Below are 17,047 nucleotides of genomic sequence, written 5' to 3'. Positions count from 1 at the left end.
TAGATCGAGACGCGGGATTGCCCGCAAAGCCAGTTAAGTGAGTGAAGGAAACCAAGTCATGTCGAGCCTGTCTTTAAGCCCATCGTTTGAGCTGCTGACCCGTCTGGCGTCTGAGCGCATTCTCATTCTTGACGGGGCCATGGGAACCATGATCCAACGTCTCGAACTGCAAGAAGATGATTTTCGCGGTGAGCAATTTGCCATGTGGAATCAGGATCTGAAGGGCAATAATGATTTGCTGTCCATCACGCGTCCAGATGCCATCCGCGATATCCATCGGCAGTATTTTGAAGCCGGTGCTGACTTTGCCGGTACAAACACCTTCTCCTCAACATCGATCGCGCAGGCTGACTATGCCATGCAGCATTTGGCCTATGAGTTGAATGTGGTCAGTGCCAGAATTGCCAAGGAAGCCGCGCTTGCCGTAGAAGCCAGCCAGCCGGGGCGCCATTGTTTTGTTTTGGGAGCAATGGGGCCAACAAACCGGACGGCCTCCATTTCACCCGATGTGAACAACCCCGGATATCGCGCGGTGTCTTTTGACGACCTGCGCATCGCTTACAAAGAAGCTGCCAACGGCCTGCTTGACGGTGGGGCGGATGCTCTGACCGTTGAGACGATCTTTGATACGCTGAATGCCAAGGCGGCACTGTTTGCCGTGGAAGAGGTTTTCGAAGAGCGTGGTATGCGTTGGCCGGTGATTGTATCTGGCACAATCACCGATAAATCTGGCCGCACCTTGTCTGGTCAGACAGCGGAAGCCTTTTATCATTCCATAAGTCACGTCAAACCCTTCGCTGTGGGCCTCAATTGTGCCTTGGGGGCAGCCGAGCTGCGTCAGCATGTCGATAGCCTGTCTCGGGTCGCCGAAACGCTGGTTTCCACCTATCCCAATGCCGGATTGCCGAACGAATTTGGCGAATATGATGAAAGCCCCGAGCATATGGCGGGCTTGCTGGAAGGGTTCGCCCGGGACGGCCTGATCAATATCGTCGGTGGCTGTTGTGGTACGACGCCGGATCACATTCGGGCTATTGCCGAGGTCGTGAAAAAGTATCCAACGCGCGAAGTGCCTAAACTTGCTCCCTATATGCACTTGTCGGGTCTTGAGCCCTTTACGCTGACGCCTGAGACCAATTTCGTCAATATCGGTGAGCGCACCAACGTTACGGGGTCGGCCAAATTTCGCCGTCTGATCACCGAAGGTGACTATGAAGCGGCGCTGGATGTGGCGCGGCAACAGGTGGAAAGCGGTGCCCAGATCATTGACGTCAATATGGATGAGGGCTTGCTCGATTCTGAAGAGGCAATGACGACATTCCTCAATCTGATTGTTGCAGAACCGGACATCTCGCGTGTGCCTATCATGGTGGACAGCTCCAAATGGAGTGTCATCGAGGCGGGGCTGAAATGCCTTCAGGGCAAGTCCGTGGTCAATTCTATCTCGATGAAAGAAGGCAAAGACGCGTTCGTCAAACAGGCCGAACTGGTCAAGCGCTATGGCGCGGCTGTTGTCGTGATGGCCTTTGATGAAAAAGGGCAGGCGGACAGCTACGAGCGCAAAATCCAGATTTGCAAAAACTCCTATGACATTCTGGTCAATGACGTTGGCTTCAGACCTGAAGACGTTATTTTTGATCCCAATGTGTTTGCTGTGGCAACGGGGATCGAAGAGCATAACAATTATGGTGTCGACTTCATCAACGCCACCAAATGGATCCGTGAAAATCTGCCAGGGGCGCATGTTTCTGGTGGCCTATCGAACCTGTCTTTTTCTTTCCGTGGCAACAATCTGGTGCGTGAGGCGATGCATTCAGCCTTTCTGTATCATGCCATCAAGATCGGGTTGGACATGTCCATCGTTAATGCCGGACAGTTGATGGTCTATGACCAAATCGACAAGGAATTGCTTGAGCGTATCGAAGATGTCGTGCTGAACCGCCGCGATGATTCCACCGATCGCTTGCTCGAAATTGCCGAACGCTTCTTGCATAAAAAAGGCGAAGTGCGTGTTGTCGATCTGTCTTGGCGGGAGTTGCCGGTAGAGAAACGCATCGAACACGCGCTGGTTAAGGGCATCAGCGATTATATCGAAGACGATGCTGAAGAAGCGCGCGTCAAATCTGTGCGTACTCTCGACGTTATCGAAGGACCGCTGATGGACGGCATGAATGTCGTTGGTGATCTGTTCGGTGATGGCAAGATGTTCTTGCCGCAGGTGGTGAAGTCTGCCCGCGTGATGAAAAAAGCGGTGGCCTATCTGTTGCCCTTTATGGATGCTGAACAAGACGGCGAGCGTCGCAGCGCGGGCAAGGTGTTGATGGCAACCGTCAAGGGCGATGTGCATGATATTGGCAAAAATATCGTCGGTGTGGTTCTGCAGTGCAACGGTTATGACGTGGTTGATCTGGGGGTTATGGTGTCTTCCGCCACTATTTTGGAAGCGGCGCGGCGCGAGAATGTCGATATCATCGGTCTGTCAGGCCTGATTACCCCATCATTGGACGAAATGTGTCATGTGGCTGCCGAGCTGGAACGTGAAGGCTTTGACAAGCCGTTGCTCATTGGTGGTGCAACGACTTCTAAAGTGCACACGGCGGTAAAGGTTGCGCCCAACTATGTGCGCGGGCAGGCGATTTATGTCACCGATGCCAGCCGGGCTGTCGGGGTGGCGACCAAATTGCTATCGCGTGAAAAAGACGATTATGTCGGGCAAATCAAAGATGATTATGTTCAGGTTCGCGTCAAGCATGAAGCGGCTCAGGACAAGAAAAAACGCCTTACCATCGATGCCGCTCGTAACAATGCTTTGAAGATCGACTGGGATGGGTATCAACCGGTCAAACCGCAGTTCACCGGCACAAAGGTGTTTGACAATTATGACCTTGCAGAGCTTGTGCCCTACATCGACTGGACGCCTTTCTTTTCGACGTGGGAAATGAAGGGGCGCTATCCTGCCATTTTGACCGATGATAAATACGGTGAAGTGGCAACAAGCCTGTTTAATGATGCGCAGGCAATGCTGAAGAAAATTGTCGATGAGAAATGGTTGACGGCAAGGGCCGTGATTGGTCTGTGGCCTGCCAATGCGGTGGGCGACGATATAGCAGTCTATTCTGACGATAGCAAAGGTGATGAGATCGCGCGGTTCTATTCCTTGCGGCAACAGATTGCAGGGCGTGCAGCGCGATCCAATGTGGCGCTGAGTGACTTTGTGGCTCCGATCGATACCCATGTTACCGACTATATTGGCGGTTTTGCTGTTTCAACCGGTTTTGGTGAAGAAAAGTATGTCGCTGCGTTTGATGCGGAAGGGGATGATTATTCCAAAATCCTGATGCAGGCGTTGGCGGACAGATTGGCCGAAGCTTTTGCCGAAGTGATGCACAAACGGGTGCGCCGCGAGTTCTGGGGTTATGGGGCACAAGAGGGGTTGAGTACAGAGGATCTTATTGCCGAAAAATATCAGGGCATTCGGCCAGCGGCAGGCTATCCCGCCCAACCAGACCATACAGAAAAACGTACGCTGTTTGCTCTTCTGGATGCCGAAGCCCGGACTGGCATTCGTTTGACCGAAAGCTGCGCAATGGTGCCGGGATCCGCTGTGTCCGGGCTGTATTTTGCGCATCCTGACAGCTATTATTTCGGTGTTGGCAAAATCGAAAAGGATCAGGTGGCTGATTATGCGGCGCGTAAAGGATGGGACATTAAAGTGGCTGAGAAGTGGCTGGCTCCAATCCTGAACTACCGACCATGAGCTGTTCAGTAGAGCTGATGTATTTGAAGTAATTCTAAAAGTAGAAAAACCGGGAGCAGTCCCGGTTTTTTTGTCCCAAATCTTTAAATAGGCCTGTCTTTTCAACGGCCTTAATCGTCAGCCTCTAACTGCAAAATGATGTCTGGCATTTTGTTGCTTAAATAATGCCAAACACAACAGCTGCTACGAATGCAAAGGCTGCACATACAAACATGAAATTCATAGACTTAATCATGTTATAGCTCCTCCAAGCCTTTTCTTCTGGACCTGAAGTCTAGGATAACTTGGGCGGATCAAAAAGTGAAAAATTATTCATACGCCTTAAAAATGGGCAATTTGGCAGCCTTTTTCTCAATAACCCTTTGTCTCGCCTCGATAAGCCCTGTGACAATTTGTGTCAGAAAACAGGGGATAGAAGGTGAAATTGTCATGCAATATTCATAAATTTTTCAAAATCGCGGCTGGTTATTGACTGTCCTTATCCCTGTCGATCTGGCTCGCTCATGAATATTGCCCATGGTCCCTGCTTGTCGTTCTGGTGCCAGCATATAGGTAGGCACCAGACGCAGGAGCCGAGCAAGCTGTCGGATCATACCTAAACCATGCTTGTAGCTATCTCTCTTGGTGACGTTTGATCGCCCCTTCCAGCCAATGGGCAATATGCAATGTTGCTTGATCGGCCATGTAGGGACCGATGATTTGCACACCCAGTGGCAGGCCATCTTGGGTGGTCAGGCCAGCTATGTTGATGGCTGGAAGTCCGAACAGGGTCCAGATGCGGTTGAAAATCGGGGAGCCTGTTGACGCCAATCCTTTTGGTGCAGGGCCGGGTGCAGAAAGACTTATCAAGGCATCGACATCTTCGAAATGCTCGTCCATTTCCTTGCTGGCATTTTCCGCGCACATGCGGGCTTCGTCATAGTCGGAGGGCTTGATGGTCTGGGCAAAGTCGAGGGTCTGCTTCAGCAAGGGGCTGAGTTGATCGGGGTGGGTCGAGTATTCCCATGCCAAAGCCTGCCGCGCTTCATAATCCTGAATAATCTGATGGGCATGAAAAGCTGCGATGTGGGTGTCGCTTGGTTCTATGTCTATCAAGTCAACGCCAAAGCGCTTGAGGCTTTTGATCAGGTCTTCAAACTGCTGGCGATAGCCGGGGTCTGCTTCCGACCAAGAATGGCTGCGCACGATGCCTAGTCTGGGCAGTTCAAACTGTGCTTCTGGGGCGATTTTGAGGGTGCGCCCTGTCAGCACAGACGCCGCAAATGCCACATCGGCGACGGTTGCTGTAAAGAGGCCTACAGTATCGAGAGACCAGGAAAATTCTTTGATACCAACTTTGGGCAACAGACCTGCGCTTGGCTTGAAGCCTGTGACACCGCAAAAGGCCGCGGGGCGAATGATCGAGCCACCGGTTTGTGTGCCCAAGGCCAAATGGGCCATGCCCGCAGCAACGGCTGCCGCTGACCCCGAAGAGGAACCACCGGGTGTATACTCCAGATTATGCGGATTGCGGGTGGTGCCGGGTTGGAGAAAGGCAAATTCTGTGGTTGCTGATTTGCCCAGCAAGGTGCTACCGGCCTTGCGCGCCTGCGCAACAATTGCTGCGTCCCGTCCGGACATGTGACCGTGATAGATAGGAGAATTGCACTCCGTTGGTAAATCGTAGGTGTCGAATATATCTTTAACGGCCATGCCGATGCCGCTCAATGGCCCGGATGCCTGGGTCGCGTCGTGCAAGGCGGTTTCGCTCAGGGATGAAAAGGCCATGATTTCTGCGTCATACGCTTCGATGCGCGACAGACAGCCTGCTATGGACTCTTGAGGCGTTAGTATGCCGGCGTTGATCGCTTTGAGACATTCCAGAAGGCTAACAGGTCCAACCGTCTCGGGTTTGGTTGGTGATTGTGTCATAACACCGTCCTCACTTTGTTTACCTTTTTCCATCAGAATGCACCCTTATTCCACGGGCTGCAAGCGGGACACTATATATGTTTAACGGTAAGGGCTTCCAAGCGCGCGTGATCTGTATTGTGTTCGGAATGCTGGTTCTTGCCGGCTGCGTCGGTCTTTCAGACATCGAGGAGATAGATCAAGCTCAGTTACAGCGCGATGCTGTGTTGCCTGATCCTGCAATTTCCCTGCAATCTTGTCCGGTTTTTGATCAAGGATTGGTCAAAGCCATGCCTTTGCCTCCAATTAATGACAGAGATGGATGTGGGCATCCATCGCCCTATTTGGTGCAAGGGTGGGATGGGGCATATCCTGTTCGCTTTAGCTCCGATGCCAAGCTCAATTGTGTGATGATGACCCAGCTTTATCGCTTCTTTACAGAGGAGGTCCAGCCGTTGGCGCAGAAGCATTTGGGCCAGCCAGTGAGTGATATCCAAGTGGCGGCGTCATATGCCTGCCGTACTCGCAATAGCAAAAAAGGAGCCAAAATCTCCGAACATGCTCGCCTCAATGCGTTTGATGTCAGTGCCATGACGTTTGCGGATGGCAAGGTTGTGAATGTTGAGGAAGATTGGCATTCCTATAGCAAAAAGGGCAAGTTTTTGCGCAGTTTCAACCGTGCGTCCTGTAAATATTTCACCACTGTTATTGGTCCCGGAGGCGATAAATATCATCAGGATCATATTCATCTGGACCATGGCAAGCACGGGCGAAAAGGCACATGGCGTTTGTGTCAATAAAGGGCTGCCAAAAGGCTGAACATTAAATTTTTGTTATACTTGCTCTCGCAATCGCTTTTGGACTCACCTAGATTTATGATGCGCGCGAAATGGTGGAAAGCGATCAGGAGAAAAAATGAGCATCTGGAGCCAGATTGGCAGTCTGATCGATGATATCCGACATAGCGAAACCCTTGCCTTCGTTGTCGAAAAGATGGCGTCTGCGGTTAAGACTGTGGGTGACCGCTTTGATCGCAAACAATTGACATTTACCGTTGCGATGATTGCCCTGTCTGCCAAAATGGCCAAGGCAGATGGTGTTGTGACGCAGGACGAAATCAACGTCTTTCAGACCATGTTCGAAATTCCCGAAGGGGAAGAGCGCAATGTGGTGCGCATGTTCAATCTCTTTAAGCAAGATGTGGCAGGGTATGAATCCTATGCCAAACAGATTGCGGCGTTGTATGAAGACGAGCCTGAAGCGTTGGAAGATATTATCGACGGGCTGTTTTTGATAGCCGGTGCAGACGGGGTCATGCACAGCCGCGAAATGATGTATCTGGAGCGTGTCTCGGAGATTTTTTGCATTTCCGATCGCAGCTTTCTTCGCATCAAGATGCAGCATGTAAAACCGGATGAGCAGGATCCCTATACCATTCTGGCTGCCGATCGGTCGATGTCTGACAAAGAACTCAAGAGTCACTATCGTAAGCTGGTGCGCGAAAACCATCCTGATAGTATGATTGCCCGTGGTGTGCCGGAAGAGTTTGTGCGCATTTCCACCGAAAAACTGGCTTCTATCAATAACGCGTGGTCGCTGATTGTGATTGAGCGTGGCTTGCGTTAAGAGAGACGCAATTCTGGCGATCTTTGCCTGAGTCTTAGCCCGAGTTTTCTGGGGCCAAACGTTTTTAGGGCCAAAGCGACCTATCCCGATCTTATGGAGTTAATGATGCTGTCAACTGTACAGACCCGATGTGCGTGCGATCTGAAGTCCTCTCCCAATTTTGGTGATCGTAAGGAGGGGCGCAAGGTCGATATGCTGGTTTTACACTATACCGGGATGGAAGATGACGAGCAGGCGCTCAATTGGCTGTGCAATGCGGAGAGCGAGGTATCATCCCACTATTATGTGCATCGGGATGGTTCAATCCTGCAACTGGTTGATGAAGGCGCGCGTGCATGGCATGCGGGCAAAGCCGTTTGGAAGGGCGATGCTGACATAAACAGCTGTTCAATTGGGATCGAAATTGCCAATGCGGGCAATGAAGACTTCCCCAAGGTACAGTTGGATGCGGTCATCGCGTTGGCCAAGGATATTATCGAACGGCACGAAATCGCGCCATACAGGGTGTTGGGCCATTCGGATGTGTCTCCAGGCCGTAAGATCGATCCGGGCAGTCTTTTCCCTTGGCAGGTGTTATCAAAAGCCGGTGTGGGCCATTGGGCTGAACCAGAAACCATTTCGGGTGGGCGTTTTTTCCAAAAAGGCGACGAAGGTCAACCGATCCAAGCTTTACAGTCTATGCTGGGTGTTTATGGCTACGGCATCGAGATAACCGGTGTGTTTGATGATCAGACAGAGACAGTGGTCAAGGCTTTTCAGATGCATTTTCGACCTGAAAAGGTCGACGGGATCGCCGATACGTCAACCATCACAACGCTTTACAAACTAAATGCGATGCTGCCTCAGCTTTAAGGTTAGTGGAGTAGCCGACAATGATAGCCTGCCGCTCATTAAGAGCGGCAGGTTTTGTTGTTTTGGGGGCTAGAGATCCAACACCAACTGAGGCTGGCCATTGGAAGTCTTTTCTCTGGTGGTGCCTTGCGGGCCAACTGTGGCGCTGACACGTTGGCGAAAGGCGGAAAAACTGTCAAATGTCACCACATCGACCGCTTCATCGAATTTGAATGTCAGGCGATACCAACCCTCTGTGACTTGTTTAACGGCAATGATCTCAGCCTCGAACGCTTGGGATAGATAGCGTCCCGAGACCCGATCTCCCACTTGCCAGACACGGCTTGTCTGGTTGCCAAAACTGGCGAACATGGCGTTCCAGTCGCGATGGCCTTGTTGTTGGGCAACCAATTCCAGCGATTTGCTGTGCGAGATCGCGTGTCCGTCTTCGCTCAGTTTGGCACGGAGCAGCTTGGCTTGTTTTTTTGCCTCAGCGAGGGTGCCGGGGTTTTGCGTCATGATTGCACCTCTTTCGGTGTGGCGAACAAGCCCCATTTGCGTTGGGTTTGTCGCGCTGTGTATGTCAGTAAAATGAGTGTTGTTGTGATCAAGAATAGATCTGCGATGGGCGCTGCCAGCCATATGCCTGTTTCACCAAACTGCAGTGGCAGGACAAAAATAAGCGGCAGTACAAACAGATAGCTTTTTGACAGGCTCAGGATCGCCGCACGCGGGGCGTCGCCGATGGCCTGAAAATAGGTAGCAATCATTAGCAAGGGACCGACGCTGAACATCAGGGTGACAATGATCGGCGCAATTCTGGCAACCTCCCCAACTACCATTTCGTCGTCAACGAACATCCGCCCGATGGGGGCTGCCGCTGTTGTCAGGATGAGCTGTGCCAACAGGCAATAGACCAGTGATATCGTCACGCCGATGCGCAGGCTGTTGTCAGAGCGATGCCATAGACTTGCACCATAATTATTGCCCGTGATGGATTGCAGAGCAAATGACAGGCCTAGTAGCGGCAGAAACACAAAGGTCATGATGCGAGTGACAATGCCATAAGCCGCAATGGTTTGCGCATAATGTGGCGTTGCTGCCATTTGCAACGCGGTGATGGTTGCTGTCGAGCCCAAAGCCATGCCGAGGAAATTAAGGCTTTGGGGGGCGCCAAGGGCAAGAATGGGCCGCCAGTTGGCCAATGGCGTGCTGTGCAGCAAATGACATGGTTTCAGCATTGATGGCCCATAAATCCTGAACAGTAAGATGATAGTCAAAGCAAGTGCTTGCGCTATCAAAGTGCCATAGGCCGAGCCTGCCACCCCCATATCAAATTGTGCGATGAGGATATAGTTGAACAGGATGTTGGCAAGGGACACCAACAGGCTCATACCTGCCATCATCATAGCAAAGCCTTCGTTTCTGAGAGCATCGGAATGCACCGACAATACAAACAGCATTGGCGTTGAAAAGATGGTGATGGCGAGATAGGTGTGTCCCATGGACGCCAGTTCTTCAACGCCACCGGCCACCAGAAAGGTGACCTGATGGCCAATGAACAAAAAGGCGATGATCAGCACAAGGCTCAAGGTGATTGCCAGCCCGTGCGCACTGGCAAAGATGTTGCGTGCGTCTGTTGTGAGTCCTGCGCCCAGATGGCGGGCCAGAATACTGGACATGCCACCGGCAACCAGTGTCGATAAGGCAACCACCAACATATAGATCGGGAACATTAAGGTGACAGCGCTGAGCGCATTGGGGCCGACATAGATGCCAAGAAAAATAGCATCCACGACGGACAAGAGGCCGTTCATGCTCATCACAAATACGATGGGCAGCGCGGTTTTGGCGAACAAAGCACCAAGTGGCCCGTTGGTGAAACCATTGGCGGGGGTGCGATGGAGCGCAGAATTGTTGGTAGAGCTGTCCGACGACATCTCAGCCTCCTAATCAAACGCATTTCTAGTCTTTGGATGGGGCTCGCATTGCCACCCACATGAAATGCATGAGGGGCAGGATGTGTCTTCAAATGCAAACCTTCACCGTGGCCTTGTGGCCTGCGAGCGGCAGGTGTCTGCAACCTATGGGGCGGGATATAGAGCGCTCCCATAGGGTCTGTCAAGGGGTGTTATTTCGGCTGTATCAATGCAGCGGATGCTTAACGCCTGTTGCTCAGGGCCTTGATGCTGTCGGCAACGGGTATGCCTTGCTTGAGGCGGGCGTCATCAATCGGTTGGCCATAGGCGGTGGTTATCGGCACGATTCCGGCCCAATGATCGGACGCATAATCCTCCTCGTCGTCTATGGGCATGCCAGAGCGGACCTTGGCGGCTGCGGTCTCAATGGTGACGGAAATAACCGTTGTGGCATTGGCCTCCTTGGTGGTCATTGCACGGGTCTCGTCCCAACGACCCGGGGCCAAATGATCGGTTACGGCAACGAGAGCGTCATATTTTTCCTGCTCATCCTCCACCAGTTTTGCGGTGCCGTGGATGTTGACCGAGCGGAAATTCATCGAATGGTGAAAGGCCGAGCGTCCGACCACCAACCCGTCAACCAATGTGACATTGAGGCAGACTGGTAGGCCTTTTTTGAGCTGTTTTAACAGCCGTGTAGCCTTGGCGCCGTGGATGTAAAGCTGATCGCCAATGCGTGCATAAACCATTGGCAAGACAATTGGATTGCCGTCTTGGACAAAGCCGACTTGAGCTATCAGACCTTCATCAAGGATGGCATGCACGGTGGCTTCGTCATAATGGGCGCGTTTTGCCACGCGAATTTTATTGGCCTCTGTGACGGGGAAGGTTTTTTCTTGGCAAGATGTCTGGGTCATTGGTTGGTCCTGAAATGTTTGCGGCTTGGGCGCATCGTTGCTTTGCTCGATTTTGGGGCTTCTCTGACTTGATAAAATCAAATTTATGGCTCTATATAAAGAACCATAAAGTGAATAATCATAGGGCCAAAAAAATGCTGGCAGGACACATTATGCTGGATCGCTCGTCTGATGATGGCTTGGTGCGGCAGTTGTTTGGGCAAATCCGACAGTTGATTGAACGTGGCGATCTGGTTGCGGGCTTCACGTTACCATCAAGTCGGCAGTTGGCGCTGGCTTTGGGTGTGGGGCGCAATACGGTCGTTATGGCCTATGAACAGCTTGAGCTGGAAGGATATTTGCAATCGGATGGCCGAAGGGGCACCTGTGTTAGTGAGGCGTCGCGCGGATTTTTAGGAGGAGCTCCGGATGCTCGGGATGATGTTGCGCGGGTGCGTACGGCTTCCGCGCCTCGGCTGTCTCGACAAGCTTTGCAGCTTATGTCTGTGGAGAGGCGATCCTTGCCAACACCTTCGACGTTCCAACCGGGGCTGCCGGATGTCCGTAGCTTTCCGCATAACCTGTGGGGGCGCATGCTGCGCCGTGCAGCACGGCACTTGCCGCTACATCCCGACATGGCCGGTTATGCGCATTATTCCGGCTTGCCTGCCTTGAAACAAGCCATCCTTGCCCATGCTGCGGCCAGCCGTGGTGTGATTGCCGAGGTTGATCAGGTGATGATCCTGTCTTCAGCGCAAGCTGCTCTTGATTTGGTGGCGCGGTTGTTGCTCAACCCCGGTGATATGGCCCTGCATGAGGAGCCCGGTTATGGAGGCATGACGGCTGCGCTTAAGGGGGCTGAAGCGCTGTGTCATCCGATTGCCGTGCATCAGCAGAATTCCTTCTCCCAGCTGCTAGACAGATTGCCCGAGGGGGCAGACCCGCGCCTTATCTATACTACGCCGTCGCATCAATTCCCTTCAGGGCAGGTGATGGCTCTACAAGACCGGCTGGCGCTGCTGTCCCAAGCGGACGCCTTGGGTGCGTTTATACTGGAGGATGACTATGATAGTGAGTTTCACTTTTCTGGTGCGCCCATCTCCTGTTTGCAGGGGTTGGATCGGCGGGATGTGGTCATCTATATGGGGACTTTTTCCAAGTCTCTCATGCCCTCGCTGCATGTGGCTTATTTGATTGTTCCCAAGCGGTTGGTGGCTGCAACGCAATTGAGTTTGCGCAACGTTGGGGCGGTGCCCTCCGTTGTGGTGCAACAGGCGCTGGCTGATTTTATGGCCGATGGCCATTTAAGGGCACATGTGCGTGAAATGAATAAGCTTTATCATGCGCGCCGCGATGCTCTTGTTGCTGGTTTGAACCGGCATTGCCGGCCGTTCCTAGCGCCCGTTGTGCCTGATGGGGGTATTCAATTGCCTGCCTATTTCACCGAGCATGCGCTGGGGCGGGGCTTTGACGACAAGACCCTTGTGCCGCTTTTGCGTAAAGACGGTGTGGAAAGCTCTGCATTGTCTTCGCTCTATTGGTCATCCCAATCGAAGGGGTCGTCAAAGGTTAAACAGGGGTTGTTTCTGGGGTATGCGGCTTCAAATCTGGAAGAAATCGAGGCTGGTGTGACGCGCATTGCAACGCGTCTTGATGCGATGGCCTCTTGACCTGTGCGGCGTTAGGGCTTAGGTCCGTGGGACCAGTCGGTCGGGCAGCCGCACCTGTGTCGCGAAAGCAATCAGGTGAGGAAAGTCCGGGCTCCAAGAAAGCACGGTGCCGGGTAACACCCGGCGGAGGCGACTCTAGGGAAAGTGCCACAGAAAGCAAACCGCCTGACCTTGGTCAGGTAAGGGTGAAAGGGTGAGGTAAGAGCTCACCGCGTCTTCAGCAATGCGGACGGCAGGGTAAACCCCACCGGGAGCAAGACCGAATAGGAATGGCGTGGGCCTCGGCCCGGCTTGCTTTCAAGTCAGTCATTCGGGTGGGTTGCATGAGGCATTCAGCAATGGATGCCCCAGATGAATGGTTGCCACGCAAAGGCTTTGGCCTTTGCCGTACAAAACCCGGCTTACAGACCGACTGGTATTTTCTCCTTTTTTAAAAGACAAATATGCCGCTTCGTTTCCAGAGATATGATGCGGGTTTCTCCCTGTTTTTCCGTGAATTAGCCCGAAAATGGACCTGCTGAGTTGGCGTGCCTGACGGCTCTCTTGTCGGGTTTTTATGGCTGTATGTTTCCGAAATTTTCAAAGCCGCAATTCCACTCTTTTTGCTGGAGAGTGCAACCCTTTGTTAACGCTGATTTTCTTACAATAGGGGGCTGGTTATGCCCTATGGACTCCATCAGAATCCATTGACGCCCATATAATCCCATGATATCCCATGAGGATGCGTTTGGAGATTGTGTCTTTAGAAATGACTCGTTTCTTTTTGGCGATATTGGCAGGTGCCGCATTGTGCGGGCGATTTAGTATCTGAATTGTGTTTTCGAGGCGGGATTGTATGGGCGACTTTGTGTCCAAATATGTGAATCGGCTGGATTCAAAGGGACGGGTTTCTATACCTGCGCCTTTTCGGCAGATTCTCACCCGTGAAGGGCAGGAGATGCTGTTCTGCAGTCCGTCTCTGGATTTGGAAGCGGTTGACGCTGGCGGTTTGCGATTGCGCGGTGAAATAGACACCCATCTAGAAAGCTTTGAAGCCTTCTCTGATGAACGAGAAGTCTTGGCGACCGCTTTGCTTGGCGAAAGTGAAACGCTCAAAATTGATAAGGATGGTCGTGTGGTCCTGAGTGACACCATCAAAGCGCATACTGATATAACGGATTCCGTGGTGTTTGTCGGGCAGGGGTTCAAATTCCAGATTTGGCAACCGGACCGTTATGAAGCCTACAAGGCGGAAGCGACGGAACGGGCGCGCGCTATGCGCAAAGCCAAAGCTGCACAAAAACAGCGCGAAGGGGTAGGGCAATGATTCCACCATCCCAAGTCGTGCAAGAGGCCGATTCCGATCGTCATGTTCCCGTTCTGTTGTCGGAAGTTATAAATGCGCTTGATCCCAAAGAAGGCCAATGGATATTGGATGGCACCTTTGGTTTTGGAGGTTATTCCTCTGCGATCTTGCAAGCTGGCGCCTGTGTGCTCGGGGTCGATCGTGATCCGGAAGCCGCTGGACGAGCCGCTGCGATGCAAGAGGAATTTGGCGGGCGTCTCGAATTTGTCGCGGGCTGTTTTGGTGAATTGGCTGACCTTGCCGAAGGGGCAGGGCATGTGCCGCTTGATGCTGTCGTGCTGGACATCGGTGTGTCGTCCATGCAGCTGGATGAAGCAGAGCGCGGGTTTTCCTTTATGCATGACGGGCCGTTGGACATGAGGATGTCACAAAGCGGTCCAACTGCTGCCGACATCGTTAACCAGCATGACGAGTTTGAGCTGGCAAAGATTTTTCGGCAATTGGGCGAAGAAAGTCAGGCTCGGCGCATCGCTGGTGCTATTGGCTCACGGCGCGCGGAAAAGCCCTTTGAAACCACACTTGATTTGGCCAATCTGATTGAAAAAACCATTGGGCGTAATCCCAAGAAAAAGACACATCCGGCGACCAAGGTTTTTCAGGCTTTGAGGATTTATGTCAACGGCGAGTTGGATGAGCTGGTTGATGGGCTTGTTGCTGCGGAAAAATGCCTCAAACCGGGAGGGCGTTTGGTGGTGGTGGCTTTCCACTCCCTTGAAGACCGTATTGTGAAGCGCTTTTTTGCCGAGCGCTCCAAGACCCATTTCGGCGGTTCTCGTCATATGCCGGAACAGGACCTTGCTGCCCCCAGCTTTACGATGCTGGTCAAGGGCGGTGTTGGGCCTGGGGATGAAGAATTGGCGCGGAATCCGCGTGCGCGATCAGCCAAGTTGCGGGCTGGCGTGCGCACAGAGGCCGCTCCTCACGATCTAGATGCGCGCGGGCTTGGGTTGCCCAAAATGCTGGCGGAGAGCCGCTCAGGAGGCCACAAATGAGCAGACTCACAAACTTTCTTCTCTTCTTTTTGGTTTTGATCGGGGCTTTCTGGCTCTATCAGGTCAAGCATGAGGCCCAAGAAGAAGAGAAGAAAATCGCCACATTGGAAAAGCAAATCTCTGCTGAGAATGAAGCACTGCTTTTGCTCAAAGCCGAATGGAGCTACCTCAATCGGCCGCAACGGGTGCAGAGATTGGTTGAGCGTTTCTCGGACCAGTTGCACCTGAAGGCTGTCGACCCGCATCAAATAGGAAGTGCCGCCGATTTACCTGAGCGGATTGAAGGTCCTGCTTTGACGGGTGATGATAAACAGGGACTTGATGCATTTTTAAAAAATGCTCAGCCAGTCCATGCAAGGGTAGAATAGAGGGATGGATATGATGGATACATCCCATGAAAATGTAACGGGTTCGACCTTTCGTCATAGATTTGATTTTGAAGGTGCCAATAAGGTGCGGTCAGAAGGGACCTGCGGTCGCATCCGGCTTTCTATTCTGGTTTTTGTTTGCTGCTTTGCAGTCATGACCGGAAGGCTGGTTATGTTGGGTTTTGCTTCTCCAGCCGTCGCGAGCAGTCGATCCGGCGCGCAAGACGCTATGGATGCTGCCCGTCCGGATATCATTGATCGCAATGGAGAAATTCTGGCGACTGATATCAGAACGGCCTCGATTTTTGCCGAGCCTCAAAAGATCGTTGATATTGATGAAGCCGTTGATGCCCTGACCGGTGTTTTTCCCGACCTGAAATCAACCTGGTTGCGTAAGCGTTTGGCAGGCAAGGGCAGCTTTACCTGGATTAAAAGGGAAGTTACACCGCGCCAACAGCAAGCGGTGCATGAAGCCGGCATTCCCGGTTTGGGTTTTCTGCATGAAAACCGCCGCTTTTATCCTGCCGGAAATACCGCGTCGCATATTTTGGGATTGGTCAATGTCGACAATCAGGGCATTGCCGGCATGGAAAAATATATCGATGATTCCGGCCTGTCGGTGTTACACGACACCGGGTTTGCACGCTCGCGTGATCAAGAGCCCGTACAGCTGTCGGTAGACATTCGCGTGCAACATGCTCTGCGGGATGAACTTTCCAAAAATATGAAAAAATTCAAAGCAATTGCTGCTGCCGGTATCGTGTTAGATGTCGAGACCGGTGAAGTGATTGGCATGGCCTCATTGCCCGATTATGATCCCAATGATCCGAAAAATGCGCAAAAGCCTGACCGATTGAACCGGATGACAGCCGGTGTTTATGAAATGGGATCGGTGTTTAAAACCATTACCATGGCGATGGCTCTTGATTCCGGGCAAGTGACTATCAGCGACAGTTTTGACGCCCGCCAGCCTCTCAGGGTCAAGGGCGCGACGATTAATGATTTTCATGCCAAAAAACGAATTCTATCTGTCCCCGAGATTTTTATTTATTCATCCAACATCGGTACAGCCAAAATGGCATTAAAGGTGGGGCGCGAAAACCACAAGGCCTTTTTGAGAAAAACGCATTTGCTGGATCGGCTTCAGACCGAGTTGCCTGAAAGCCGGTCGCCATCCTTCCCGAAAAAATGGACTGATTTGTCGACGATGACCATTTCATTTGGTCATGGGTTGACTGTTGCGCCTATTCAATTGGCCGCTACCGCTGCTGCCTTGGTCAATGATGGCATGTATATCGGCCCGACTTTCCTGAAACGGGACAAAACGTCAATTAAGGGCGAAACCGAACGGTTGGTGAGCACGGAAACCAGCGCCGCGATGCGATATCTATTGCGATTGAATGCAGAAAAAGGATCTGGCAAGCGCAGCCGGGTTGATGGATATTTTGTGGGTGGCAAAACTGGTACCGCCGAAAAAGTCGTCAATGGCAAATATTCTCACAACCGGTTGCGCAACTCATTCTTGGCGGCTTTTCCCATGGATAAACCCAAATATGTTGTGTTGGTTATTCTGGATGAGCCAAAAGGACTGAAGGAAACCTACGGTTATGCAACTGCTGGTGTGAACGCGGCACCGACTGTTGGCTCGATAATTCGACGTGTCGGTCCTATTTTGGGGGTTATGCCCCGATATGAACAAGAGTTTGTTCCAACAGTGGCTGCGTCTTTTTAAACCTGTAGCCAAAATCAGGTG

13 protein-coding genes and 1 other RNA gene are annotated in these 17,047 nt (G+C 52.1%); 10 read left to right on the top strand and 4 right to left on the bottom strand.

Going from position 1 to position 17,047, the window contains the following annotated elements:
- Positions 1-58: 58 nt before the first annotated feature.
- Complete coding sequence (gene metH, locus C0081_RS01660) at positions 59-3,757, top strand: methionine synthase (protein ID WP_101532052.1); 3,699 nt, start codon at positions 59-61, stop codon at positions 3,755-3,757.
- A 612-nt stretch (positions 3,758-4,369) separates the two neighbouring features.
- Here metH and C0081_RS01655 read toward each other — a convergent pair.
- Positions 4,370-5,668 carry an amidase gene (locus tag C0081_RS01655; RefSeq protein WP_180966707.1) on the bottom strand — a complete coding sequence of 433 codons (1,299 nt, stop codon included), beginning with the start codon at positions 5,666-5,668 and terminating at the stop codon, positions 4,370-4,372.
- Between the two features lie 77 nt (positions 5,669-5,745).
- Between C0081_RS01655 and C0081_RS01650 the strand changes: the two genes are divergently transcribed.
- From C0081_RS01650 to C0081_RS01640, 3 genes are all read left to right on the top strand, one after another.
- Positions 5,746-6,447, top strand: coding sequence for an extensin-like domain-containing protein (locus tag C0081_RS01650; RefSeq protein WP_101532050.1), 702 nt, complete (start codon positions 5,746-5,748; stop codon positions 6,445-6,447).
- 115 nt (positions 6,448-6,562) lie between these two features.
- The gene (locus tag C0081_RS01645) at positions 6,563-7,273 is read left to right on the top strand and encodes a molecular chaperone DjiA (RefSeq protein WP_101532049.1); all 711 of its coding nucleotides are present in this window, start codon (positions 6,563-6,565) and stop codon (positions 7,271-7,273) included.
- Positions 7,274-7,381: 108 nt separating this feature from the next.
- Complete coding sequence (locus C0081_RS01640) at positions 7,382-8,125, top strand: N-acetylmuramoyl-L-alanine amidase (protein ID WP_180966738.1); 744 nt, start codon at positions 7,382-7,384, stop codon at positions 8,123-8,125.
- Between the two features lie 69 nt (positions 8,126-8,194).
- Here C0081_RS01640 and C0081_RS01635 read toward each other — a convergent pair whose 3' ends face one another.
- The 3 genes from C0081_RS01635 to C0081_RS01625 all read right to left on the bottom strand — a co-directional run bounded on the left by C0081_RS01635 (position 8,195) and on the right by C0081_RS01625 (position 10,940).
- Positions 8,195-8,623, bottom strand: a complete 429-nt coding sequence (locus C0081_RS01635) for a glyoxalase superfamily protein (RefSeq protein ID WP_101532047.1) — start codon at positions 8,621-8,623, stop codon at positions 8,195-8,197.
- On the bottom strand, positions 8,620-10,044 hold the full coding sequence (locus C0081_RS01630; RefSeq protein ID WP_101532046.1) for an MATE family efflux transporter: 1,425 nt from the start codon (positions 10,042-10,044) through the stop codon (positions 8,620-8,622). The genes C0081_RS01635 and C0081_RS01630 overlap by 4 nt, the downstream gene beginning before the upstream one ends.
- A 221-nt stretch (positions 10,045-10,265) precedes the next feature.
- On the bottom strand, positions 10,266-10,940 hold the full coding sequence (locus C0081_RS01625; RefSeq protein ID WP_101532045.1) for a pyridoxamine 5'-phosphate oxidase family protein: 675 nt from the start codon (positions 10,938-10,940) through the stop codon (positions 10,266-10,268).
- A 134-nt stretch (positions 10,941-11,074) separates the two neighbouring features.
- Between C0081_RS01625 and pdxR the strand changes: the two genes are divergently transcribed.
- The 6 genes from pdxR to C0081_RS01595 all read left to right on the top strand — a co-directional run bounded on the left by pdxR (position 11,075) and on the right by C0081_RS01595 (position 17,026).
- Positions 11,075-12,589 (top strand): MocR-like pyridoxine biosynthesis transcription factor PdxR, encoded by a 1,515-nt coding sequence (pdxR, locus tag C0081_RS01620; RefSeq protein WP_180966706.1) that lies wholly within the window; start codon positions 11,075-11,077, stop codon positions 12,587-12,589.
- 32 nt (positions 12,590-12,621) lie between these two features.
- Positions 12,622-13,009, top strand: an RNA gene (rnpB, locus tag C0081_RS01615) — RNase P RNA component class A.
- Between the two features lie 415 nt (positions 13,010-13,424).
- A complete protein-coding gene (locus C0081_RS01610; RefSeq protein ID WP_101532043.1) occupies positions 13,425-13,895 on the top strand; it encodes a division/cell wall cluster transcriptional repressor MraZ in 471 nt (156 codons plus the stop codon).
- Positions 13,892-14,926, top strand: coding sequence for a 16S rRNA (cytosine(1402)-N(4))-methyltransferase RsmH (rsmH, locus tag C0081_RS01605; RefSeq protein ID WP_101532042.1), 1,035 nt, complete (start codon positions 13,892-13,894; stop codon positions 14,924-14,926). The genes C0081_RS01610 and rsmH overlap by 4 nt, the downstream gene beginning before the upstream one ends.
- Entirely contained in the window at positions 14,923-15,294 is a 372-nt protein-coding gene (gene ftsL, locus C0081_RS01600; RefSeq protein ID WP_101532041.1) for a cell division protein FtsL, read from the top strand. The genes rsmH and ftsL overlap by 4 nt, the downstream gene beginning before the upstream one ends.
- A gap of 10 nt (positions 15,295-15,304) precedes the next feature.
- A complete protein-coding gene (locus C0081_RS01595) occupies positions 15,305-17,026 on the top strand; it encodes a peptidoglycan D,D-transpeptidase FtsI family protein (RefSeq protein WP_210200355.1) in 1,722 nt (573 codons plus the stop codon).
- The last annotated feature ends 21 nt before the right edge of the window (positions 17,027-17,047 follow it).

It is taken from the genome of Cohaesibacter celericrescens, assembly GCF_002866925.1.
Lineage (GTDB): Bacteria > Pseudomonadota > Alphaproteobacteria > Rhizobiales > Cohaesibacteraceae > Cohaesibacter > Cohaesibacter celericrescens.
The sequence above is the reverse complement of the archived record's forward strand: the minus strand, read 5'-3'. Positions and strand labels throughout refer to the sequence as shown.